Source organism: Micromonospora sonchi (assembly GCF_014646235.1).
Lineage (GTDB): Bacteria > Actinomycetota > Actinomycetes > Mycobacteriales > Micromonosporaceae > Micromonospora > Micromonospora sonchi.
In genome coordinates this window covers 72,584-95,389 of the sequence record NZ_BMNB01000024.1, presented here as the reverse complement: position 1 = coordinate 95,389, position 22,806 = coordinate 72,584, and the positions used below count along the sequence as shown (strand labels likewise).

The window sequence follows — 22,806 nt, the reverse complement described above, 5'->3', positions numbered from 1 at the left end:
CCTCTCCGAGCGGATCCTGTTCAACGAGCTGACCCCGGGTCAGATCGTCGTGGTGGACTGCGAGGGCGACCCGAACGACATCGACAAGTCCAAGCTCGTCTTCCATGGCTCCGAGCGGCCGGTCGAGATGCCGGACGCCGTCCCGGGTGTGGGGACGGTGCCCGCATGACCGGCGTACGCGAGCGGGAGTCCACCGCTGCCCCGACCGACCGCAGCCAGCTTCGGTTTCTGCGGCCGGTCGGCGGAATGCCCGACGAGGGCGAGCCGGGAAGGATCGGGACCGGGCAGGTGCTCCGGCTCATCACCCGACAGTTGTTCGCCTGCCCCGTGACCGACGACCCGGAAGCTCGACCGGTGCCCGACATCGCGCGGGAACTGCCCACCGTCGACAACGGTGGGATCAGCGCGGACGGCCGGACCTGGCGTATCCGGATGCGCCCGGGCGTGCGCTGGGACGCGCAGCGTGCCCGGGAGGTGGGTGCCAGCGACGCCGTGCGGGGCCTCAAGCGCACGGCCCATCCGTTGGCCCGGCCGATGCGGCCGTACTTCGGCGCGCTGATCGAGGGACTGGCCGACTACTACCGGCGATACGACGAGGAGTTCGGGCACTGGGAGGCGCACGCCCCCGCGCTCGCCCAGTTCTCCCACCTCACCCGGGTACCGGGGCTACGGGCCGAGGACGACACCGTCGTGCTGCGGCTCACCGAGCCGGCCAACGACCTGATCGACCTGCTGGCCACCGGGTACGCCGCGATGGCCCCACGCGAGTACGACTACTACGTGTCGGACAGCCCCGAGTTGTACCGGTGCAACCCGGCCTGCGGGCCGTACCGGATCGCCCGGCAGTTGACCCCCGGTGGTGACTTCGTCCTGGAGCCCAACCCCCGGTGGGAACCGGCCACCGACCCGATCCGCCGGCGGACCGCGTCCCGCATCGACATCGTGGCCTCCCCCGGCGGCCAGCCGGTGGATGACGCTACCGACTTCGGGGTGCTCTCCTGGGATCTGCCGGCGTCGGCAGCCCGCTTCGGTGGCACCGGTTGCAGCTACTACCTGTCCGCGACGCCCGGCGGGGCGGCGTGGTCGTCCGCTGCCCGCCGCGCGCTGTCCTGGGCGGTCGACCGGGCCGCCCTCGCCGAGGCGGCACGCTCTGCCGGCGCCACTGGTGCCGCCGCACAGCACGGTGTCCTGCAACCCGGGGACCCGGGTGCCGCGCCAGCCGCCGGCGCCGCACCCGATGGCGGTGATCCGCCACGGGCCCGGCACCTGCTCGCTGACGCCGGACTGACGCCGGGACGCAGGCTGGTCCTGGCGGTGCCGGCCGGGTCACGGCCGGCGGTCGTGGCGGCGGCCTTGGCCGATGTGTTCGTCCGGTACGGAGTCGGCGTCGTCACGGTGTCGGCGGGCGAGCCGGGTGCCGATCTCACCTTGCACGAGTGGGCGCCGCGATGGGCCGGTAACGCCAACCGGGACCTGCTGCACCGGATCTGGCCCGCTGACGACGGTGTCGGTGACCCGGCCGGCGTCGCCATCGACGCGTTGCGGACGCTCGACTCGGGCACGGCCACCACGCTGTGGCGCCGCTTCGACCGGTTGGCCACCGCCGACCTGCGCCTGGTGCCCCTGATCGTGGCCGACTGGCCGCGTGCTCGGGCCGACGCCGTAGCCACCGGAGTCGCCCGGTGGTGACCGCACCGGGGCGCTGACGATCCCGAGCGGGGGGACCGGTCGACCGGTCCCCCCGCTTGTCGATCGGGTGGTTCAGCGGATGCCGAACAACGCGCGGTTCAGGATCGGCTTGGCCGTCTCCTGGAAGTCGATGTCCGGATCGAGCGACCGTACGGTGCCCTCCACCACGAGCAGCGACAGCAACGGAAACACCAGCTCTGGCGACGCCGCGACCCCGTACCGGCGTTGCAGGTCGAACAGTTCACCCGCGAACGCGATCAGACTGAACTCCTTGGCGGACAGCTTGTAGCTGCGGGCCACCAGGTCCGTGACACCCTCGGTGAACGCCCCCACGTCCGCGTCGTCGGACACCCCGATGGCGCTCTCCAGCACGATCGCCGCGCAGCGCTCGCCCCGGCCGATCGACATGTTGAGGAAGAAGTTGGCGAACAGGTCCCGCATCCGCTCCGACAGCTGGACGCTGAATCCGGCGTCCAGCACCACCACCTGGCCACCCCGGGTGAAGTAGAGGTTGCCCGGGTGCAGGTCACAGTGAACGAAGCCGTTGATGAACAGCATCTGATAGACCACGGCCAGCGTGGAGGCCGCGAACCTCCGGCGCAACGCCGGGGAACACCGGTCCGCGGTGTCAACGGCCAGGTCCGAGACGAAGTCCATGACGATGGCGGCCGGGCGACTCGCCTCCGGATGCACCCGCGGCACCAGCACCCGCGGCACCGAACCCAGATCCTCCCGCAGGCGGCCGAGGTCCCGCCCTTCACGGCCGAGGTCGACCTGCCCGAGCACCGACTCACAGAGGTTGTCGACGACCTCACGCACCGGCACCCCTCGGAACATCGGCAACCGGGCGACGAGCGCCGCTCCCCGACGCAGCAACGCGAGGTCGGCAGCCATCCGGGGGCCGATTCCGGGACGGCGCAGTTTGAGCGCGACCGTACCGCCGTCGAGCAGTGTGGCCCGGTAGACACAGGCGATGCTGCCGCTGGCCGTCGGAACCTTTTCGACAGTGACGAATACCTCGTCCAGTTCGTCGCCGTACGCCTCGCGCAGCGCGGTGCGTCCCTGCGTCGCGGTCATCGGCGGCACATCGTCCTGGAGCATCGACAATTCGTCGCAGAGCCAGGCCGGCACGACGTCTCGGCGGGTGCCGAGGACCTGGGCCGCCTTGATGAAGGTGGGGCCGAGGCGGGCGACGGTCCGGGCGATCTCCCGAGCGAGCCGGCGCCGACCGGCCGGCCTGCCGTGTCGTACCGCAGTGGCCGAGGCACCGACGACACCCGCCGCCATCGAGGCCGTGGCCACCGAACCGATGACGAGCGCGCGACCGGTCAGTTGGAGACGTTCGGGGGCGGGGGAGCGGGATGACTCAAGTGACGGCGCGCCGGTGGGGGAGAGGCTGAGGAGATACTTGAGCGGTAGCATCAGGCGCCTTCCTGCCGGGGGTCAACCGGGTTCTGATCAGTCCCGCGCGGTGGACAGCCCGGGGACGTCCAGCGCCCGCAGGCGCATGTTGCCGGCGTCGGCGTACCACAGGCGGAGCCCGTCCCAGGTGAGGCTGGTGGCGGGTCGACCGTCGACCTGGATCTGCAACACGTTGCGTCCGGTCTGGAGGTCGAAGACCGTGATGGCCTCGCCGAGCAGATCGGTGTGCGCGACGTACCGGTCGGTGACCGTGATGCCGGCGACACCGAGTGGCGCGGGTATGGTCGCGAGCAGCCGGAGGTCGGAGGCGTCCCGTAACTCCAGGGCGTCCGGCCAGCCGAGCCAGATGCCGTCCTTGCCCGCTTCCATGCCGCAGACCTGCACATCCGGCCGAGGGCTGGGCACCTCACGCAGCACATCCCCGCTCTGCGGCTCGGTCAGCCGCAGGGTGGTCGACGTGGCGTAAAGGAGACACCCGCCGAGATTGGTCAGCCCGGCGACCAGACCGGGACAGGCCAGTTCGGAGCCGGGCACCCCGGTGCGCGGGTCGAGGCAGACCGCCCGCCCGCGCCCGGCGTCGGCGTACCAGAGGGTGTGGCCGGACCAGGTGAGGCCCGAGATCCGGTCGGCGTCGACGGAATGGTCACGGACCGAGGCAGCCGTGTAGATGATCATTGTTTGCTCACCCTGTCGAGACGACAGTCGAGGCGCCACCGGGTCACATCCCGCGCGGCGGAACCATCGGGACGTCGGGGACGCACGTGTACGGTGTCGCCGGCCGCGACGGCGGTGTGCCGGAGCGGCCAGACGAAGACTGCCCAGTTGCAGCCCGGGTACGACGGCATGTTGGACAGCTCGATCCCCGGGGCGAGCGTGGCGGTGAAGTAGCCGAGCACGGCGTGCAGCGTTCCGGCTGTGTGCAGCGGTAGGGCCAGGGGGCGGGCGTTGCGCAGTCCGGTGTCGCCGCGGCCGGTGTCGACCAGCGCGACCGGTTCGCCGAGCAGGGTCGGCTCCTGGGTGAGGAAGTGCAGGTGGGCTGCGGGGTCGACCAGTTCCTGAACCACGTCGAGCCGCATGCCGAAGAAGTCCGGGGACCAGATGCCCCAACCTTCGGTGCCGAACTGCACCGGCACCAGCCAGGTGACCACCCGCTCGGGCACCACGGCGCCGTCGGGTCGCAGGTTACGGCGGTTGAACACCCGCAGGATACGGGCCATGTCCTCTTCCGGCCCGAGGTTGCCCATCAGTTCGCAGACCGTCACGTCCACCTGTTGAGGCAGGCGAACGAGCCGGGCATCTCCAGCGATCAGGGTGACCCGGTCCTGCCAGCCGTTGGCCTTGATGATCCGCTCCGCGACGGCGGCTACCTGAGGGTCGGCCTCCACGGCGTACACATGCGCGGCGCGGTGTCGTAGCGCCAACGCGGTCAGCGCCAGCGTGCCGGCGCCGACGTCGGCGACCACGGTGTTTTCGTCGATGACCGTGGCTAGTGCCCGGTCGTAGGACTCGACGCGTCTGCGATCGCCGAGCATCGCCTGGTGCATGAGCAGGTGGCGTTGGTCCATACGAGATCTCCTGCTCGTTGACCGCCAACATCTACTGAAGAATCATATAGCAGTGATCGGTGAATGTCTCGCCTCAATGGCCGGTGTGGCAGCCGCAGCCGCAGCGGCTGGCGGGGGCCGAACGGTCCACGCCGTATTCGCGCAGCATCTGCCGCGCCAGCGCGTGGACCGTGCCGAGCATTCGGTAGCGGCGGCCCGTCGCGCCGTGCATGACCTCCAGCACCGACTTGTCCACCAGCCGATCGAGCAGTATTTGCAGTGTCTCGGGTTCACCGCCGATCGCCCGGCCGGCGACCGCCGCGGCCTCCAGGCCGAACTCCGCCGGAACCGCGCCCAGTGCGGCGAAGCAGCGTTGCTCCGCCGGCCCCAGCAGTTCCATGCTGCGGTTCACCGCGGCGCGCAGTGATCGGTGGTGACTTGGCAGCCCCCGGCGGCGCGGACGGATCCGGCGAAGCGGGTCGTCCACGACGTTGACCAGCGCCTCCAGCCGCTGGGTACGCAGGCACGCCGCGGCGAGTTCGATGGCGAGCGGTAGCCCGTCCAGCGCCCGGCACACCGATCGCACCGCCTCAAGGTTGCTTTCGGTGAGTCGGAACGCCGGTTGGATCTGCACCGCCCGCTGGGCGAACAGCGCAAGCGCGGGTGCCGTCGAGGAACCGTGATCCTTCTCCACGGTCAGTGGCCGCACCGGATACACCGCCTCGTACGGCAGACCGAGCAGTTCCCGCGAGGTGAGCAGGACGGTGACCTGCGGACAGCTGCGTAGCACGTCGTCGACGAGGTCGGCGGCCTCGTCGGTGACCAGTTCGGCGTTGTCGAGGACGAGCAGGAGTTTGCGGTCGTGCAGCCGGTGCGTCAGCGGTAGGCAGCCTTTGGCGTGCCAGGATCCCGGCTCGTCGACGACCGCCGCCGTCGCTTGAACCAGTTCCCGGCCGGTGCGCGCGTTCGCCAGATCCACCACCGCGACCCCGTCGGCGAATCGTTCCCGCAGCTCCAACGCCGCGGCCATGCCGAGTGCCGACTTGCCGACCCCGGCCGGGCCGGTGAGGCTCACCGTGCGGTACTCGCCCAGCAGGTCGCAGACTGCCGCGAGGTCGGCCGAACGCCCGACCAGTTCGTCCACCACGGCTGCCGGTCCCCGCCAGGGCGGCTGATGGTCACCGGTCAGGGCCGCACCGTCAGGTCGCGGCGGATCGGCGTCCAGCACCTCCCGGTACGCCTCGGTCAGTTCGGCCCCCGGATCGACACCCAGGTCGAGCTTGAGCCGAGTGCGGACGTCGGCATACCGTTCGATCGCCCAGGCGCGTTGCCCGATGCGCGCCAGCGCCCGCAGTACCCGCGCCTGAACCCGCTCGTTGAGGGGTTCGGCCTGGGCGAGCCGTTCGGCCAGTGGCAGGACCACCTCGGGCCGGCCCGACTCCAGGCCGAGCCCGATGTAGTCGAGTGCGGCAGCCAGAAACTCCTGCCGTAGCGGGCCGATGTCGTCCTGTTCGACCAGCAACGTGGTCAGATCGGTGAGCTGTGGGTCCCGCCACCGCTCAAGGCTCTCCCGGTACCTGGTGAAGGCGATCTCGTTCTCGCCGGCCGTGTGCCAGGCCGCGGCCTCCCGGATACCGGCGCGGAACTGGAGCAGGTCGAGCTGGTTGTCGGCCACGGTGAGTCGATAGCCGCCCGGTGCCGAGGCGATGACGTTGGTGCGCTGACGTCGTGGCGTGTCCGGCTCCAGCGTGTGACGTAACCGCGCGACATAGGTGTGCACCAGGCTCGCGGCCCGAGCCGGAGGCCGTCCCGACCAGAGGACGGCGGTCAGGTCGTCCAACGGCACGTGCCCGTCGGCCCGCAGCGCCAGGAGGGCCAGAACCGCCCGCTGTTTCGGGGGCCCCAGGTCGACTTCCTGGCCGTGGATCATCGCTCGCACGGAACCGAGAATCTGAATCTGGAGCTCGATCTCGGTCCGTTTCACGGGTCCCCCAAGCTGTCCTGATGCTGGCTCGGTTCTCCTCCACCTTAAGTGAAGAACTTCCATACTTAAAGTGGTCGCGCCGGGCCGCGCGGCGTCAATCCGGATGCTGGGAGAGTTCAAGTCGCCGTCAAGGTGGCTGGGCGACACTGTCCGACGACCCGCCGGACCCGAGCTTTCGGGTCGAGTTCGGCCGGAGAAATCTGACCACCGACCCCGGAGTCAGAAGATGCGTGTGTCCGTACGACCGCCTGCCTGTTGTCGCCGCCGCGGCGTGCGGTGCACCCGATGATCGGCGTCCTCGGACGCGGACGGATGGGCTCTGCGTTGGCCCGGAATCTTGCTGTGCAGGGAAAACGGGTGCTCATTGCCGGCCGTACGCGCAATGGCGCACGACCCGTCGGGCTGGCTTCGTACCCTGAGATCCACTGTGTGCCGGCACCCGTCGTGGTCGCCCGGTCCCATCTGCTCGTGCTCGCGCTGCCGTTTGACGCCGCAGTGGAGCTGGCCCGCGATGGATTGCTCGATGACGGGCGCGGACGCACTGTCGTCGATACGACCAACCCGCCGCCGACCGTCGGAGGTGGCCGGCGGAGCGGCCGACTGCTTGCGGAACTGCTACCACAATGGCGGGTGGTCAAAGCCCTCAACACGGTGCCCGCCGGCATGCTCGGCGAGCCCGTGCTGGACGGCCGGCCGGTGACGGTGCCACTGGCCGGGGACCATCCGTCGGCCAAGATCGAGTGCGCCGCGTTGCTGCATGGACTCGGGTTCGTGCCGGTTGACGTCGGCGGGATCGATCGGGCGCCGGCGTTGGAGTCGTTGGCGGAACTGCTGATGGCGATCGACAGCCAGCATGCGTTGCGCGGCCGGCTCGGCTTCAGCCTCGCCGTGCCCGAGCTGTCGGCGGTGGCACCCACCGGCACGGCGTGGCCCGACCGGCCGCCCGTCCCGGTCGGTGAGCGTCAACGCCTCGCGCCGCCGGCCGTCGACAACACCCGCTCGATGCCCGGGCGGCCACCCAGGCCCAGCAGGTAGAGGCAGCGCGGCATGGCCGCCGCCGGCCCGGTCACCGAAACCACCCCGCTGACCACCGCCTCGACCGGCTCGATCGCACCGCTGCCGAGGTCGAAGAAGGTGCGGGCGTCGGTGGCTACCCGGAGGGTCGCGTCCGGGCCGGCGGTGCCGCTGATCGTCCGCGCCTCGCCGTCGCTGACCCGGACGTGGAAGACCTCGCCCTCGATGTCGAACTCGTAGACCTCGTCGACGAGCGCCCGCGCGGGGTCGACCATGGACTCGATGGCCAACGCGGCCCACGACGCCCGGGTGATCGGCGCGCGGACCTGCCCCGGCTGCTGGGCGAGCAGTGTCAGTCCGAAGCGGGCCAGTACCAGGACCGGTTCGCGTAGCTTCTCGCCCAACTCGGTGAGCGCGTAACCGGCGGTCCGCCGCTCCGCGTCCAGCGGCTGGGTGATGCCCACTTCGGTCAGGAAGGCCAGCCGGTCGGCCAAGAGGTTGGTGCCGATGCCCGGCAAAGCGTCCAGGAGGTCCCGGTAGCGGCGCGGCCGGACCAGTAGCTCACGGATGATGAGCAGGGTCCACCGCTCGCCCACCACATCCAGTGCGAAAGCCAGGCCGCACTGCTGGCCGTAGGTCCGGCGGTCTCGTTGCTCTTTCACGGCGCTCCTCCATGCCGCAGTGTGGGCCAGGCAACGCCCCTTTACTTAGACATAGTACACGGCGGCCTCTTCCAGATTGCCCTCCTACCCGCAGGACCCGATCAACCATTGCCGGAACCGGTCCGTCAGGTCGCGGCGAACCTAGAATCGGCACGGTGACCACCGCCGAACCGCTCGGGGCGGACCGTGACGAAATGATCCAGCGGCTGCCCAAGGTCGAGAACCATGTCCACCTGGAGGGTTCGATCCGACCCGGAACGTTGCTACGGATCGCCCGCCGCCACGGGCTCGACTTCGGTCGCCTCGACGAGGCGGGCGTAACCGACCTGTTCCGCTTCCGCAGCTTCCGGCACTTCACCGAACTGTACGAACAGTGCTGTGCGGCACTACGTGAGCCGGCCGATCTCCAACTGCTGACCGAGGAACTGGCCGAGGCGGCGCACGGGCAGAACGTCCGACACCTGGAAGTGACGTTCAGCCCCGGCACGCACTGGCGCGGGTCCGGCATGCCCTTCGACGAGCAGCTCGACGCGGTGCGCAGGGGCGCTGAGGAGGCGCGGCGGCGGGTCGGGGTGAGCATGCGGTTCGTCGTGGACCACGTCCGTGGCGAGTCGGTCGAGGAGTGCCAACAGATCGCGGAGTGGGCCGTGGCGGGCGGACCCGGCGGTGTGGTGGGGCTCGGTCTCGGAGGCTTCGAGCCGGAGCGCCCGGCGTCGCTGTTCGCCGAGCCGATCCGGTGGGCGGCGGCACGTGGTGTGCCGTTCGTGCCGCATGCGGGTGAGGCGGTGGGACCGGAGGGCGTCTGGGACTGCCTGGCATTCCACCCACCCCGGATCGCGCACGGCATCCGCGCGGTCGAGGATCCGGCGCTGGTGAGGGTGCTCCGGGACCGGGGAGTCGTGCTCGACGTGTGCCTCACCAGCAACCTGCGGACCGGCGTGGTGTCGACGCCGCAGGCGCACCCGCTGCGACGGCTCTGGGAGGCCGGTGTGCGGATGACCCTCAACACCGACGATCCGTCGATGTTCCACACCGACCTGGTCGCCGAGCACCGGCTCGCGGCGCGCTGGCACGGTTTCACGGTGGCGCAGCTCGCCGGGATGACCATGATCGCCGTCGAGGCCGCGCTGCTGCCCGAATCCGCGCGGATGAAGCTTCGTGAGAGGGTACGAACGGAGCTGGACGCACTGGGCATCGTCCCGGCCTACCCGCCCGGGGCGACGCGGTCCGTGGCCGCTGCCGGCTGACCCTCGTCGGCATCCTGCGGCCAGCGGGCCCGCAGCGCGCCGATGTGCTCAGGGCCGGACCCGCAACAGCCCCCGACGATGTCGAGGCCGCGCCACGGACCTGTGTCCCAGAGACCGGCGAACGCCGTCGGCGACAAGGCCGGCGGAAGGTACCGGTCGACCGGTGTCGCGGGCGGCAGACCGCTGCGGTCCTCCAGGTTCGGATATGCTCCGAGCCGCCCGGTGTCGGCCTGCCCCAGCCGGGCCAGCGCCCGTTCCGTACCGGCCGGATCGGTGCAGCTGACCAGCACCGCGCTCGCCCCGGCGGCGCGTACCGCGGTGGCGGCGGCCACCACGTCCTCTCCGCTGAGCAGGTGACCACCCTGCGCGCACACGAAGCTGGCCCAGGTGGTGAGGCTGTACGCGCGGGCGGCGCGGACGGCGGCGACCGCCTCGCGGATCGTGTTCATCGTCTCCACCAGGACCAGGTCGACGCCGGCGTGGGCGAGCTGGCCGGCCAGCCAGGCATGCTCGTCGCGCAACACCGCGTCGTCGGGCACCAGCTCGGGCCGGTAACAGTCCTCGATCGGCGCGATCGATCCGGCGACGGCGACCGGGCGAGCCACGGCGGTGGCTGCCTCGCGGGCCAGGGACACCGCGACGTGCACCAAGCGAGCGGCGGTGCCGGGGCCGGCGCCGGCCCGGTGGGCGGTACGCGGGGTGGTGCGGAAGGTGTTCGCTGTGAGCATGTCCACGCCGGCGGCGACGTACTCGGCATGGACCCGGGCGACCAGCCGTCGGCCGGCGGCGTCGAGCAGGCAGTGCGCGGTCCACCAGGGAGCGCTGACAGAGCGACCGTGTCGTTGCAGTTCGGTGCCGAGCGCGCCGTCGAGGAGCAGTGGCCGGCCGTTTGGTGCCCCGGGTCGTTCCACCGCCCCCTCCTGGTCGGGTTGGGCCTGCGCCCGCGCGTCGAACCCATCGTGGCACGCCAACGCCGGGCGTTCGAGCCCTCGCGGCCGATCGGTGGGGACCGCGCAAGCTGGGAGTGGCCCGTCAGTCGCGGGTCGCCGTGATCCCTGCGAGCATGGCGATGAGGGCACGCACGTCGGCCCGGGTGGTGTAACGGGCCATGCCGGCTCGCAGTGCCTCCGGGGTGTCCGGTGCCACGGCCCGCAGCGCCGGCTCCGACCCGAAGGTGCCGTGTCCGACGACGACGCCACCGTCGGCCAGCTGAGCCGCCACCTCGGCGGCCGGACGGCCGGCGACCTGGAACGCGACAATCGGCAGGCGCGCCGCGTCGTCCGACCGACCGAGCACGCGTACCCCATCGATCATGCGGAGGCTCCGGGCCAGCAGATTCGCCAGCCGATCGCCGTGCCGGAAGACCGATGCGCGGTCCCAGTGCAGCAGCACCTCGGCAGCGACACCGGTGGCCAGGACCGCCCCGATGCCCGGCCCGCCGGTTGGCGCGACGTCGCCCAGCAGCGTGGCGGAGATTCCACCGCTGCGCCGCCACAGGATGCCGCATCCGGGGCCGTACCAGGTGGCGGCCGAGGTGACGAAGACGTCGCAGCCCCACGCGGCGACGTCGACCGGCAGGTGCGCCGGCACCTGGGCCCCGTCGACGAAGACCTGGGCACCGGCAAGTCGAGCGGCGGCGCAGATCCGGACAAGCTCGGGCGCGCTGCCCAGCGCGTTGGATCCGGCGGTCACCGCGATCCAACGGGTCCGCGGGCCGAGTTGGGTGGCGACCGCGTCCACGGTCAACCGGCCGTCCGAGGACACCTCTGCCATCCGTACCGCGGCACCCCGACGGTGAGCGGCCTGTCGCCACGGATCCACATTGGAGCAATGGTCCAGCGTGGTGCACACGACCTCGTCGCCTGGCAGTAGAGCCGGCTCGATCGAGCGTACGAAGGCCCGGGTCAGGCTCGTCATGTCGGGACCGAACGAGACGGCGCCGCCGGGCGCGCCGATCAGCGCCCGGAACCGGTTGGCGGCCCAGTTGAGCGCCACCCGGGAGCGGCGCTGGGGCATGCTGGCGCTATTTTTCCGATAGTTTGCGAGCACATCGAGGACGGCGGCGTGGGCCAGCGTTCCGGCGGGCGCATCGAGATGGACGACACCTGAGTTCAGATCCGGGAACTGCTCTGTGATCGGCCGCGTCGCCAGGGCTTTCAGGGGTAGCCCTTGCAGTTCACCGAAGGTCATCTCAACCGGGGGGATCGGGCCGCGACTGGCGTACGACCGCAGGCGGCGCCGTCGGTCAGTGGGGGCTACGTAGACGGAGCACGGTAGCGAGGTCGCACCTACGTAGGGTCTTCTCGATGGGCGCATGTCGACATCACGTTCGTCACGGCAGTGTGCTATTCGAAATAGGAGCGTAAAGATACCATATCGAATGCCGAATAGGTCCACGAAGGTGACATTCTGCAAGGTGGTAAATGCGCTCCGTGATATCACGGCATTGGTCCCGGTCCGCCCGACGGCTCCTCGCCGATTGTCGGGACGGGATCATCCTCGGTGGGTTCATAGCCCCAGCGCCACCAGAAGCGGCTGTCCGCTGTCGGCCGCTGCCCGACGGCCGGCGACCGCGCCGATCGTTGCCTGGTGGTGCGGCCCTGCCCGGGACGTTGGTTCGCGATGTCGTCCGCTCCTGCCCCGGCCACATCGTCATCCGGTGGATCTGCGCCCTGATAGGCAGCCGACACGAGCAGACCTTCCTTTCTGTGCCGCCGGCACGCTGATCGGCCGATCGTTGCGGACCGCCGATCTCGTCAAGTGGAGCAGCCCGGGCTCCCCGTCTGGACGACCGGCATCTGCCGTCGCGCGCGCTCACCCGATGGCTGCGGGCCCGGGTTCCCGCCTGCTGAGCGTCGGCAGGTGGTGGCCCAGGCATCAGCTCTCGCTCGATCGCGGGTATCCGTCGGCGTTCGCTAGTTGTAGGGCATCGTGGGGAACCAGCCATAGTCGAACATCGCCGGCAGGCGCACGTTCCAGTAGACGACCAGGAACACGCCCAGCGCGATCAGCATCCCGCCGGTCAACGCCGCGGTGCGGGCCGGGCTGGCCGCCAGAAGACGGATGAAACCGCCCCGTGTGACCAGCACGAGCAGGACGAACAGGAGCACGACGATGGCGATGTTGCCGAGTGACTGAAGGACAAAGGCCCCTGCGCCGTACCACGGATTTCCGTTCTCCACCGCCCAGTGGAACAGCTTGTTGAACAGCGGGTACGGCCGGCCGATCAGGAAGCCACCGACCAGTGCGCCGAGCACCACCACCCGAGCCACCGGCCGGTGCGCGAAGGGGTCCCGCACTACGCTGAGGGAGGCCAGGCCGAGGTAGACGAAAGCCAGCCCGATCACTCCGAACACGATCATCGACTGGATCAGGCGGACCGGGAGCGCCCCGACGGTGGCGGTGGACAGCTGCGGCAGCCGCTCACCGAGCAGCACGCCGATGAACCCGTAGCTGGCGGAGACCGCCACCATTCCGAGGGTCAGCCAGCCGACCGGCCGCACCAGGCTACGCAGCCCGGCGCGGGCCGCCGCACCTGCGTTCGCCTGGCTCATCGGTCCGATCGACGCGGCCATGGCGATGTTGCAGGCGGTGAAGGTACCGGCCAGACCCGAGACGAACGCGAAGACCAGGGCGGCGACGGTACCGCTGATCGCGGTCGCCTTCGCGTCCCGGCCGAGGAGGGCGTTGGCCATCGAATCGCCGATGGTGTGATCGACGAACTTGTAAGACCACAGCACTGACAGCAGTACGCCGACTCCGACGGCGATCAGGATCACCCGACCCCGCCGTGTCGGCGCTGTCGACGGGACAATATCCAGGCCGGCGCGCTCCGTGGCAGTCATGGCTGAATTCTCGGCGAGCCGACATCGACCGTGTTCTCGCAGTTTGCCGACTGCGGCGCCGAGCCACCGCCACCCACATCGGCAGGTGAGCGACAGAGTTCTCCTACTACGATCACCTGCTCGACACCAACTACCACTACAGTCCGTCAGAGGTTCGCGGGGTCTTCTCCCGGTGCGGGCATGTAGCAGTCTGTTGCCAGGAGCAACGCGATGCGGTCCTTGCTCGAAATGGTCATGAGGCTGATGGTGACCGCCGTGGCGGGGTCACGCATGGACACGGCGCCTCGCGTGCCGTTAGCGAAGATGCGGTCCTCGGCGATCTCGTAGCCTTGCTGCTGTCACATGTCCCGGACCTGATGCAGCGTGGAGATCTGGTCGGCTGGGGCGACCGGTAGTCCGGCGAAGCCCTTGAGCGTCCAGCGTCCGTCGTCGGCGATCTCACCGCGTTGGCCAAGGCAGGGCGAGGTGTTGGTACGCCAGTTGCCCAACGGGCTGCCGACGATGTCAGCGATGGCCTGGGAACGGTCCTGGGCCAGCGCGGTCACGTCGGCAATGGCCTTGGTCTGCAACGGGTCGTCCTTTCCTTGCGCGGAGCCGGGGCCACGGCCGGTGCAGGCAGCCAGGGCCAGTGCGGCGGCGAGAACGGCGGCACTGGCAACGTGGTGCCACGACGTCCGCTGGTGGGGTCTCATGGCGCTCTCCCGTGTTCGAGGACGGCACCCTCGTAGTCGCCGACGATGACCGCGCCTTGCGAGCGCAGCACCTGGCTGTCTTCGGTCCAGTATCCGCTGTGGCCGCTGGTGTCGACGTGCAGGACGTTGGCACCGAACTCGGGGTTGTGGGGTCCTGGTCCGTGGATGCCGACGGCACCGTCGGCCAGGGCCGGGCCGACGATGGGTACGCCGATGAGCCATTTGGCGTTCTCTTCGGGTCGGGCGACCCAGGTGTCGTCGGCTGTGGCGCCGGCCCACACGTGTCGGGTGTCGATGTTGAACTCGTTGGCGTTGTCGGCGCGCATGCCGGGGCTGCCGACGGCGATCATGTCGTCCACGGCGAGGCCGTCGCCGGTGCTGGCGGCCTCGCCCAGGACGGTCGAGCCGTAGCTGTGCCCGATCGCGGTGACGTGAGCGGGTGTGCCGTCGTGTGAGACGCGGAGTCCGTCGACGAAGCCGTCGAGGGCGCGGGCGCCGGCTTCGGACTTGCCGCCGAAGGGAGCGGTGACGATGTCGGTGCCCATTGACGGGGTGTCCTAGCCCAGCCACGCCACGACGGGGACGCCCTGGGTGGGTGCGATTTCGAGCGCGGTGTCCTGTAGATCGTTGGCGCGGCCGAGTAGGCCGCGGATGCCGTCGAGTTCGGTGCCGACGCCGGGCACGAGCACGGCGGTGTGGGGGCGGTGTCCGGGTTGCCGATGGCCACGGCTGCTTTCCCGTCCCCTCTCGGGTCGAGCGACAGCAGGTACAGGCGTTTGTGCGGTGGTGCGTTCTCGGCTTCTTCCAGTTTGTCGAGCAGCATGAGGGCGGTGGCGTGCTGTGGGTTGTTCTGATCTCGGTAGTGGTTGACGTTGTCGCCGATGAAGGCACGCAACGCCAGTTGGTTGGCCGCGTCACGGTCGATTGTGGGTAGCCCGTCGAGGGCTCCGAGGCGGTCGGGATAGGCGGTGAGGTAGATCTGTCGTTCGTCATTGGTCAAGCCGGGCCACCAGGCGTTGACATCCACCGGTGCGCTGCCCGGTGCCGGGATGTCGTCGTCGCTGAGCCCCAGTGCCGAAGCGGCGGCCTGTGCGCCCTCCTGAGCCTTGTTGTACTCGTACGGGCGCTGTCCGGGAATGCTCGCCTTCAGCCCGCTCAACCCTCGGGTGATCTGGCGGTCGGTCTCGGTGGCCTCGGCGACGATCTTTGCGATGAGGTCGGTGTAGATGGCGACGTTCTGCACGTCCCGGCGCTGGATGACGTCTGCGTCCGGGTCGTTGCGGTGCGCTGCGGGCATCGGTGGGGCGGACACTCGGCCGCTGTCATCAACGGTCAGGCCCAGTGAGTGGGCGGCACTCACGGCGGACTCCAACCGGCGCTGCAGATCCTCGAACTCCTCGGCGGCTTCCCGCAGTACGGTGGCGGCGGTGCGGGTCTGCAGGCTCGCGACCTCGAACTCGTCATCGAGTTCGTTGAGCCGGTGCAATGCGGCGTTGGCGGCCGGTCCCCGCCAGCCGGAGGCGCGCAGCGGCCCGGTCAGGTCGGTGCCGCACCAGGCGCGGTGGTCACACACGATGATCATGCTGCTGGTGCGATGGCGTAGCCGGGCATCCCGACACCCAGGGTGGGGCAGGGAACTCGGCGTCATGTGAAAGGCCGGTCACTGTCTCTGCTCGGAGTCGTGTCGGGTCCGATCCCCGGTCCAGGCCGCTTCGAGGATCGCGGTCAGGCTGGCGGTGTCGGTCGGGCCTGGATGGTTCTGGATCAAGCGGGTGACGCCACTGGCCATCTCCGCGAAGCGCGGGAGGTCGGCGCGTGCCACGCCGATGTCCGCCAAGGTGGGAGGGATGCCGATGTCGGCAAGGAGCCCGTCGAGCCAGGTGAGGAACGTATCTGCGGCCTCGGCATCCGAGGCGTCGGTCACGTCGAGCCCGCACACCCCGGCGAGGATGGCCAACCGGTCGCCGATGGCATCCCTGGCCGCGTCCAGCGCGTAGGGCAGTAGCAGCCCGACGCCCAGGCCGTGCGGCGTGTGCGTGGCCGCGCCGATGGGGTACTGGAGAGCGTGCGGGGCCGCGTTGCCCGCGTGGGAAAACGCGAGCCCGGCGAGCATGGAGCCATAGGACATGTCCGCGCGTGCGTCCGTGTCGCCGCCGTCCCTGACAGCACGACGCAAGCTACGGGCGATCCGCTCCGCGGCCAGGAGCGCGTAGTGGTCGGTGATCGGGTTGCGGCCGAGGAACACCTGCTCCACCGGGTCGCGCGGTCCGTGGGCCCGGGGTCGCGCGGTGTAACTCTCCACTGCGTGACAAAACGCGTCGATGCCGGAGTGGGCGGTGACGGTCGCAGGGCAGGTGTAGGTGAGTTCGGGGTCGACAATGGCGAAGTCGGGCACGATGTGGACGCTGGAAACCCCCACCTTCAGCTCGCGGTCCGGGTCGGTCATCACCGAGACGGGTGTGAGCTCGGAGCCGGTGCCTGACGTCGTCGGGACCGCGACGAGAGGAATCGTTCGCCCCGGCACTTTCGACTCGCCGTAGAAGTCGCGCGGCGTCCCACCGTGGCGGCGGATGACGCCGACGATTTTGGCGAGGTCGATCACCGTGCCACCCCCGATGGCGAGGATCACGTCGGCGTCCACCTCGGCGGCGACCGAGACGGCCACGGCGACATCGGCGAGTGGCACGTCTGGAGTCGCGTCGGAGAACACCTCGACGACCTCGACCTTCTCCCGCACGGCGGCCACGATCTCGGCCACGCCCGGCTGCCCCAGAACGACCTGGTCGGTCACGATGAGGACTCGCGAGCCACTCTCGGCCACCACTCGTGGGATGTTCTGCGCGACCCCTTCGCCCACTATCAGCTGGCGTGGTCCGCGGACGGTCTCAAGCATGTCAGTGCCTCTCCGGAACGTCGGCGGCGATTTGCTGGGCGGACGTCCAGGTCACCTGCGAGACCGGGACGGCATCGGCGAGGTTGGCCGCTGTGCACAGGGCGCGGTGATTCTCGGCGGGCGCCCGGAGCAGCAGGCCGGTCACGGTAGGTCGATCGCCGCGTAGGTGAGGTCGAGGTACTCAAGGATGCCCTCGTGCGACCCCTCCCTGCCGATCCCGGACTGCTTCACGCCTCCGAACGGAGCTGACGGGTCCGATATCAGACCACGGTTGATGCCGAGCATCCCCGTATCTAGCCCCTCGGTGAACCGGAGCGCCCGCTGCAGATCACGGGTGAAGATGTATCCGACCAGGCCGTGCTCGGTGTCGTTGGCCTTCGCCAGCACCTCGTCGTCGGACGTGAACGAGATGATCGGCGCCACCGGGCCGAAGATCTCGGCCTCCAGCATCCGCGCATCTTCGGGCACGTCGACGAGGACCGTGGGCGGGTAGAAGTGGCCCGGCCCATCCGGACGCTCGCCGCCCACCAAGACCCGGGCACCGCGATCGACCGCGTCGGCGACGAGCTCGTCGATCTTGGCGACCGAGGCCTCGTCGATCAACGCCCCGACGTCCACGCCGTCGTCGAGACCATGACCCACCGAAAGCGCTCCCATCCGCTCGGCGAAGCGCGCCGTGAACTCCTCGCGCACCGGCTCCTCGACGTAGATCCGGTTGGCCGCGATGCAGGACTCCCCGATGTTGCGCATCTTGGCCACCATGGCACCGTCGAGCGCGACGTCCAGGTCAGCGTCGGCACACACGATCAAGGCCGCGTTGCCGCCCAGTTCCATGGAGGTGCGCAGCACGTTGTCCGCAGCCTGTCGTAGCAGCACGCGCCCGACCTCGGTCGACCCGGTGAACGAAAGCTTGCGGGTCCGACTGTCGGCCAGCAGTGCTGAGACGACCTTGCCGGCCCGCTTGGTGGTCACCACGTTGACGACGCCCGGGGGAACGCCGACCTCCTCCATGATGCGGGCCAGGAACAGCATGGTGAGTGGCGTCTGGGCTGCTGGCTTGGTGATCGTCGTGCAGCCCGCGGCCAGCGCAGGAGCGATCTTGCGGGCACCCATGGCCAACGGAAAGTTCCAGGGCGTCACGAAGACGCACGGTCCGACCGGCTTCGGCACGGTGAGGATGCGATATCCACCTGCGGGAGCGGTGCTGTAGCGCCCCTCGACGCGTACCGCCTCCTCGGCGAACCAACGGAAGAACTCGGCGCCGTAGGCCACCTCTCCCCGAGCCTCGGCGAGCGGCTTGCCCATCTCGAGCGTGATCAGCCGGGCGACCTCCTCGGATCGCTCGGTCAGTGCCCGGTACGTCGCGGTCAACAACTCTGACCGTTTCCGCGGCGGGGTCGCCGCCCACTCCGCCATTGCCTTGCTCGCCATGTCCAGAGCGGCGAGCCCGTCAACGACGTCGGCGTCCGCCACCTCGGCGATGGTCTTGCCGGTGGCCGGGTCCTCGACGGCAAAGGTGGCTCCGCTTGCGGCGTCGCGCCAGGCGTCGCCAATCCGGAGCCGCCGGTGCTCGGGGGCCAGGACGTTCATCGGGTCACTCATTGCGTCGCCTCCTGTGATCTTCTTGGTGCTGTCCGGCGTGCCTCAGCGATCGCGCTGTGCGCGTAGCCGGACGGGTCACCCGCCCTCGTCCGGGGCGAGGTTGCCGAGCGGGTCGAATGTGGCCTTGGCCCTGTCTGCCGGGCGACGCCCCGCGCCACCGATCGCCTTCTCGGGCCACGGCCGTCTCAGCGTCGTCAGGCCGTGCTCACTGGTGACGGTCCGCCGAGGCTCGATTGCCACGTGCGGGCGCATGTTGCCGTCGCCGCCCGGCGCGGTTACCGCCCAGCCTCGGCCAGCGACAGCCCGGTGCCCGCATCGAACAGGTGCGCACGGTCCAGGTCGACCGTGACAAGCAGCCGCTCGCCCGGCGTACCGGTGACGGTGGGTCGTGCCTTGACCTTGAGGATCTCCGTCCCCACTCGGACGTCGACCACCGTTCGGTCACCGAGCGGCTCAAGCCCGTAGAGCTCCCCCGACAACGACGCGTTTCCACGCTGCTCGACGGACAGGTCCTCCGCGCGCAGGCCCAGCAGCAACGCACGACCGTCCTCAGCCGTGGTCCAGCGGGGCCGCGGCAGCGTCCAGCCTTCCGCACCGACCAAACGATCTCCCTCGGCGTGGCAGGCGAGCAGGCTGATCGGCGGGCTCCCGACGAATCCTGCGACCCACTGGTTGGCTGGACGCTCGTACACCTCGGTCGGCGTTCCGACCTGTTGCACCTTCCCCTCCTTGAGGACCGCGACCTGGTCGGCCATGGACAAGGCCTCGACCTGGTCGTTGGTCACATAGACGAAGGTTGCTCCGAGGCTCCGGTGGATGCGGGTGAGCTCGGTGCGCATCTCGACGCGGAGCTTGAGGTCGAGGTTCGTCAGCGGCTCGTCCATGAGAAACGCGCGTGGGCGACGGACCAGCGCCCGGGCCAGGGCGACACGCTGCATCTCACCGCCCGACAACTGCGCGGGACGACGCTGCAGCAGACGTTCGATGTGCAGCAGGCTCGACATCTGCTTTACGGCAGCGGCGATCTCGCTCGGAGAGCAGCGGCGTGCCCGCAGCGGCGAAGCGATATTCTCGTACGCCGTGTGTCGCGGGTAGAGGGCGTAGCTCTGGAAGACCATGGCCAGGTCGCGTGTGGCCGGGGCGTCACCGGTCGCGTCCCTCCCGTTCAGATGCACCGACCCGGCGTCAAGCTTCTCAAGGCCGGCGATCGCTCGCAGGGTCGTCGTCTTGCCTGCCCCGGAGGGGCCGAGCACGACGAAGAACGAGCCGTCCGGCACGTCCAGCGTCACCCCGTCCAGGGCCTGGACTTTTCCGAAGGACTTGCACAGCCCGTGCACTGCCACGGTTCCCATCAGGCCACCAACTCTTCCGTGCTCACGTCGTAGACCGCCGGGGTCCCGCCGGTGTGCCGCAGCCCGACCGGTGCGTCAGCGGCGAAACGGACAGTCGGTGGCATCCGAACCCGTACGTCGCGCTGGCCGCCGTGGTCAACCACGTAGATGATTTCGTCGCCCAGCCACTCCGCCGAGACCACCCGGGCCGGGACCGAACGTTCCGCCCCTGGTGCTGTGACTTCCAGCGCCTCCGGCCGGACGCCGGCGACCAGGCAACGGTCGCGCGGCAGGCCTGGCGGTGGCGTGAGGACCAGTCCGCCCTGACTGCGCAGCTTCCCGTCGGCCACCTCCACCTCGATCAGGTTCATCGGCGGGGCGCCGATGAATGCGGCGCAGAAAAGACTCGCCGGACGGTCGTAGACTTCCAGCGGCGTGCCGGTCTGCTCGACGCGGCCCTTGTTGAGGATGGCGATTCTGTGACCGAGCGACATCGCCTCGACTTGGTCGTGGGTGACGTAGACCATCGTCGCCCCCAGTTCCCCCTGCAGGTGCTTGATCTCCGTGCGCATGTCCGCCCTCAGCTCCGCGTCCAGGTTGGTGAGAGGTTCGTCCATGAGGAATGCGCGCGGTCGTCGCACCAGGGCGCGAGCAAGCGCGACGCGCTGCTGCTCTCCGCCGGACAGCTGGCGCGGTCGCCGGTCCAGGAGCGGACCAAGCCGCATCAGCCGGGCGGCCTCGGCGACCCGCTCGTGCACCTCCGGCTTGGGCAGTCCTTCGGCCCGCAGTGGGAACGCCAGGTTGTCGCGGGTTCTCAGATGCGGGTAGAGAGCGTAGAACTGGAACACCATGGCGATGTCGCGCTCGGCGGGCGGCAGGTCGTTGACCAGCGTGTTGCCGATGCGGATGTCGCCCGTCGTCTGCCTCTCCAGGCCGGCTATGGCGCGCAGCGTGGTCGTCTTGCCGCAACCCGAGGGACCGAGCATCACGAACAGCTCGCCGTCTTTGATGGAGAAATCCACGTGCTCGACTGCGACCGTCCCGTCCGGGTAGCGCTTGTGCAGGGCGATCACCTCGATGCCCGCCATCAGCGCCGCACCGCCCCGAGTGTCACCCCGGCGATGAGATGCTTGCGCACCAGGTAGGCGAAGACGAGCACCGGTAGGGCGAACACCACGGAGGCGGCGGCCACGAGACCCCAGTCCGTCGTGGTGCCGCCGATGAGGCCGGCGATGGCGGGTGGGGCCGTCCGCACGCTGTCGCTGGAGGTGAGGAAGATGGCGAACACGAACTCGTTCCACGAGAAGATGAGTGCGAAGACCGCCGTCGCGGCGATGCCGGGCACGAGCAGCGGAAGGGTATGTCGCCGAAACGCCTGCAACCGGGTATAGCCGTCGAGCATGGCGGCATCCTCGTACTCCGCGGGCACCTCGTCGACGAACCCCTTCATCATCCAGATCGTGAACGGAAGGTTGTACGCGGTGTAGATGAGGATCAGGCCGAGCTTGCTGTCGATGAGTCCGACCTGGCGGTACATGAGGAAGATCGGGATCACGACCACCACGGGCGGCATGAAGCGGGTGGACAGGATGAAGAACAGCTGGTCCTTCCTGGCCTTCACGGCAAAGCGTGAGTAGGCCCAGGCCGCCGGGACCCCCAGCACGGTGGCCAGCACCGTGGAGACCCCGGCGACCACCGCGGAGTTGAGGAACGCGACGGACAAGGCCGAGCGACCGCCGCCGGGGGCGACGAACACGTCTTTGAAGTGCTCCATCGTGACCGTGAAGCCGAAGAACTCGGCCGGGACGGCGTAGACGTCCCGGTTCTCCTTGATGGACGTCTCGATCATCCACAGCACCGGGAAGAGCATCACGACGGCCAGCACGGTCAGCAGCGCGATCTCCAGCACGGAGCGGCCCCGGCCGCCCAGGCGGCGCGTGGGGCGCGTCTGATCCCGGACCGGACCTGCGGACACGGCCTCGTCAACGGAGACGGCCATCAGCCCTCCTTGAGCTTGTTCAGGTAGCGCAGGTAGATCTGCGTGAGGACGATGACGACGAGGACCATGAGGATCCCGTACGCCGAGGCGGTTCCGGTGTTGAAGCCCAGGAACGCGACCTTGTAGACATGGAACGACAACGTCTCGGTGGAGACACCCGGACCTCCGTTGGTGAGGATGTAGACGAGGTCGAACAGCCGGAAGGCCTCGATGGCCCGGAACAACACGGCGATGAGGAGCAGCGGCCACACCAGCGGAAGAGTGATGGTGCGGAACCGGAACCACTCGGACGCCCGGTCGATCGAGGCGGCTTCATACAGGTACTTGGGCACCGCGGTGAGCCCCGCAAGCGCGATGAGCATGATGAACGGCGTCCATTGCCAGGTGTCGACCACGATCAGGGAAATCAATGCCGTTCGCTGCCGGGTGAGCCACTCCACCTGCCCCAGGCCGAGCGAGCCGAGCATGCTGTTGATCACGCCGAATTGCGCGTCGAGCATAAATCGCCAGAACAGTCCGACCACGACCGGCGACAGCATCATCGGGACCAGGAACAGAGTGGTCAGCAGTCCTCGCCCGTGCGTGCGCCGTGAGATCAGGTAGGCGATGGCGAAACCGAGCACGGTCTGCAGGGTGACCGCGCCGACCACGTAGATCAACGTCGTCAGGGCCCTCTGGTGGACCTGCGCCGAAGCCAGGATGGCGGTGTAGTTCCCGAACCCGATGAAATGGGCGGGCCCTCCGCGGGTGGCCGAGTAGTCGGTGAAAGACAGGTACAGCGCCCACAGCAACGGGAACACCGACATTGCGAGCAACAGCAGCAGCGCGGGGGAGATGAAGGCCACGGCGAGCCCGCGGTCGCTCAGCCGGCGGGACCGACCC

General features: G+C 69.5%; 20 protein-coding genes. 3 read left to right on the top strand and 17 right to left on the bottom strand.

Going from position 1 to position 22,806, the window contains the following annotated elements:
- Positions 1-165: 165 nt before the first annotated feature.
- On the top strand, positions 166-1,689 hold the full coding sequence (locus IEY61_RS22650) for an ABC transporter substrate-binding protein (protein WP_189047581.1): 1,524 nt from the start codon (positions 166-168) through the stop codon (positions 1,687-1,689).
- A 72-nt stretch (positions 1,690-1,761) separates the two neighbouring features.
- On the opposite strand, the gene IEY61_RS22645 is transcribed toward IEY61_RS22650, so the two are convergent.
- From IEY61_RS22645 to IEY61_RS22630, 4 genes are all read right to left on the bottom strand, one after another.
- A complete protein-coding gene (locus IEY61_RS22645; protein WP_189047579.1) occupies positions 1,762-3,111 on the bottom strand; it encodes an ABC1 kinase family protein in 1,350 nt (449 codons plus the stop codon).
- 36 nt (positions 3,112-3,147) lie between these two features.
- Positions 3,148-3,786: a YncE family protein gene (locus tag IEY61_RS22640; protein WP_189047577.1), complete on the bottom strand. Its 639-nt coding sequence runs from the start codon at positions 3,784-3,786 to the stop codon at positions 3,148-3,150.
- Positions 3,783-4,676, bottom strand: coding sequence for a class I SAM-dependent methyltransferase (locus IEY61_RS22635; protein ID WP_189047575.1), 894 nt, complete (start codon positions 4,674-4,676; stop codon positions 3,783-3,785). Before IEY61_RS22635 ends, IEY61_RS22640 begins: the two co-directional genes overlap by 4 nt.
- Before the next feature lie 73 nt (positions 4,677-4,749).
- Complete coding sequence (locus IEY61_RS22630; RefSeq protein ID WP_189047572.1) at positions 4,750-6,639, bottom strand: AfsR/SARP family transcriptional regulator; 1,890 nt, start codon at positions 6,637-6,639, stop codon at positions 4,750-4,752.
- Positions 6,640-6,924: 285 nt separating this feature from the next.
- Between IEY61_RS22630 and IEY61_RS22625 the strand changes: the two genes are divergently transcribed.
- Entirely contained in the window at positions 6,925-7,674 is a 750-nt protein-coding gene (locus IEY61_RS22625) for an NADPH-dependent F420 reductase (RefSeq protein ID WP_189047570.1), read from the top strand.
- Here the strand turns inward: IEY61_RS22625 and IEY61_RS22620 are convergent.
- Positions 7,602-8,315 (bottom strand): winged helix-turn-helix transcriptional regulator, encoded by a 714-nt coding sequence (locus IEY61_RS22620; protein WP_189047568.1) that lies wholly within the window; start codon positions 8,313-8,315, stop codon positions 7,602-7,604. The two genes, IEY61_RS22625 and IEY61_RS22620, sit on opposite strands and share 73 nt — an antisense overlap.
- A 155-nt stretch (positions 8,316-8,470) precedes the next feature.
- Here IEY61_RS22620 and add point away from each other — a divergent pair, with 155 nt between their 5' ends.
- Positions 8,471-9,562 carry an adenosine deaminase gene (gene add, locus IEY61_RS22615; RefSeq protein WP_189047566.1) on the top strand — a complete coding sequence of 364 codons (1,092 nt, stop codon included), beginning with the start codon at positions 8,471-8,473 and terminating at the stop codon, positions 9,560-9,562.
- Here add and IEY61_RS22610 read toward each other — a convergent pair.
- The 12 genes from IEY61_RS22610 to IEY61_RS22555 all read right to left on the bottom strand — a co-directional run bounded on the left by IEY61_RS22610 (position 9,520) and on the right by IEY61_RS22555 (position 22,769).
- Entirely contained in the window at positions 9,520-10,473 is a 954-nt protein-coding gene (locus IEY61_RS22610) for a homocysteine S-methyltransferase family protein (RefSeq protein ID WP_189047564.1), read from the bottom strand. The genes add and IEY61_RS22610 overlap by 43 nt on opposite strands.
- Positions 10,474-10,594: 121 nt before the next feature.
- A complete protein-coding gene (locus IEY61_RS22605) occupies positions 10,595-11,752 on the bottom strand; it encodes an aminotransferase class V-fold PLP-dependent enzyme (RefSeq protein ID WP_189047562.1) in 1,158 nt (385 codons plus the stop codon).
- Between the two features lie 725 nt (positions 11,753-12,477).
- Complete coding sequence (locus tag IEY61_RS22600) at positions 12,478-13,407, bottom strand: hypothetical protein (RefSeq protein ID WP_189047560.1); 930 nt, start codon at positions 13,405-13,407, stop codon at positions 12,478-12,480.
- A 338-nt stretch (positions 13,408-13,745) separates the two neighbouring features.
- On the bottom strand, positions 13,746-14,099 hold the full coding sequence (locus IEY61_RS31410) for a hypothetical protein (RefSeq protein WP_229706343.1): 354 nt from the start codon (positions 14,097-14,099) through the stop codon (positions 13,746-13,748).
- Positions 14,096-14,644, bottom strand: coding sequence for an alpha/beta hydrolase (locus IEY61_RS31405; RefSeq protein ID WP_229706342.1), 549 nt, complete (start codon positions 14,642-14,644; stop codon positions 14,096-14,098). The genes IEY61_RS31410 and IEY61_RS31405 overlap by 4 nt, the downstream gene beginning before the upstream one ends.
- Positions 14,645-15,759: 1,115 nt before the next feature.
- A complete protein-coding gene (locus IEY61_RS22585) occupies positions 15,760-16,992 on the bottom strand; it encodes an iron-containing alcohol dehydrogenase (RefSeq protein ID WP_189047558.1) in 1,233 nt (410 codons plus the stop codon).
- Positions 16,993-17,133: 141 nt separating this feature from the next.
- Positions 17,134-18,594, bottom strand: a complete 1,461-nt coding sequence (locus IEY61_RS22580; RefSeq protein WP_189047556.1) for an NAD-dependent succinate-semialdehyde dehydrogenase — start codon at positions 18,592-18,594, stop codon at positions 17,134-17,136.
- Between the two features lie 75 nt (positions 18,595-18,669).
- Positions 18,670-18,834: an FAD-linked oxidase C-terminal domain-containing protein gene (locus IEY61_RS22575; protein ID WP_189047554.1), complete on the bottom strand. Its 165-nt coding sequence runs from the start codon at positions 18,832-18,834 to the stop codon at positions 18,670-18,672.
- Between the two features lie 35 nt (positions 18,835-18,869).
- Entirely contained in the window at positions 18,870-19,946 is a 1,077-nt protein-coding gene (locus IEY61_RS22570) for an ABC transporter ATP-binding protein (RefSeq protein ID WP_189047552.1), read from the bottom strand.
- A complete protein-coding gene (locus IEY61_RS22565) occupies positions 19,946-21,013 on the bottom strand; it encodes an ABC transporter ATP-binding protein (protein WP_189047550.1) in 1,068 nt (355 codons plus the stop codon). The genes IEY61_RS22570 and IEY61_RS22565 overlap by 1 nt, the downstream gene beginning before the upstream one ends.
- Positions 21,013-21,924: a carbohydrate ABC transporter permease gene (locus tag IEY61_RS22560; protein WP_189047548.1), complete on the bottom strand. Its 912-nt coding sequence runs from the start codon at positions 21,922-21,924 to the stop codon at positions 21,013-21,015. Before IEY61_RS22560 ends, IEY61_RS22565 begins: the two co-directional genes overlap by 1 nt.
- Positions 21,924-22,769, bottom strand: coding sequence for a carbohydrate ABC transporter permease (locus tag IEY61_RS22555; protein WP_229706341.1), 846 nt, complete (start codon positions 22,767-22,769; stop codon positions 21,924-21,926). The genes IEY61_RS22560 and IEY61_RS22555 overlap by 1 nt, the downstream gene beginning before the upstream one ends.
- Positions 22,770-22,806 lie beyond the last annotated feature (37 nt).